Source organism: Rhizobacter sp. P3_B12 (assembly GCF_056402895.1).
The window spans coordinates 1-642 of the sequence record NZ_JBFUGN010001686.1; the positions used below are offsets into that span (position 1 = coordinate 1).

Genomic DNA, 642 nt, shown 5'->3' on the forward strand with positions numbered 1-642 from the left:
GTGCAGCGCCGTGAGCATCGGCGCGAGCGGGTTGCGCAACTCGTGGCCCAGCATCGCGAGGAACTCGTCCTTCGCACGGCTCGCATCCTCGGCCTGCTGGCGCGCGCTCAGCTGCTCGGTCACCTCGTAGGCGACCACGGCGATCTTGACCGGCTCGGTGCCGTCCGGCTCGGTCAGCGGCTGGTAGACGAAATCGAAGTAGCGCGGCCCGGGCATGTGCACCTCGAAAGCCTTCGCGAAGTACGGCTCGCCGCTGCGCAGCACGCTGTCGAGCAGCTCCTTCACGTTCAGGTCGCGCAGCTCGGGCATCGCCTGCAGCAGCGGCAGCCCCAGCAGCGGGCGGTCGCCCACCAGGCGCCGCTGCTCGTCGTTCGCATAGCTGAACACGTGCTGCGGACCGTCGAGCAGCGCCACCGCCACCGGTGCGTTGTCGAACACCTCGACCAGCCGGCGGTTCGCGGCATCGCGGATCGCATGCATCTGCTCGCGCACCAGCAGCACCTCGACGCGCGCCGCCAGCTCGCGCGCGGAGAACGGCTTCACGATGTAGTCGTCGGCCCCCTTGGCCAGCCCCTCCAGCCGCGCCTCCTCGCCGGCGTGCGCCGACAGCAGGATCACCGGCAGCGTGCGCAGCGCATCGTG

1 protein-coding gene is annotated in these 642 nt (G+C 70.6%); it reads right to left on the reverse strand.

Annotated features, from left to right (window positions below):
* Nucleotides 1–642, reverse strand: a 642-nt coding sequence (locus AC1D01_RS37680; protein ID WP_477875058.1) for an ATP-binding response regulator, incomplete at both ends; no start/stop codon positions are given.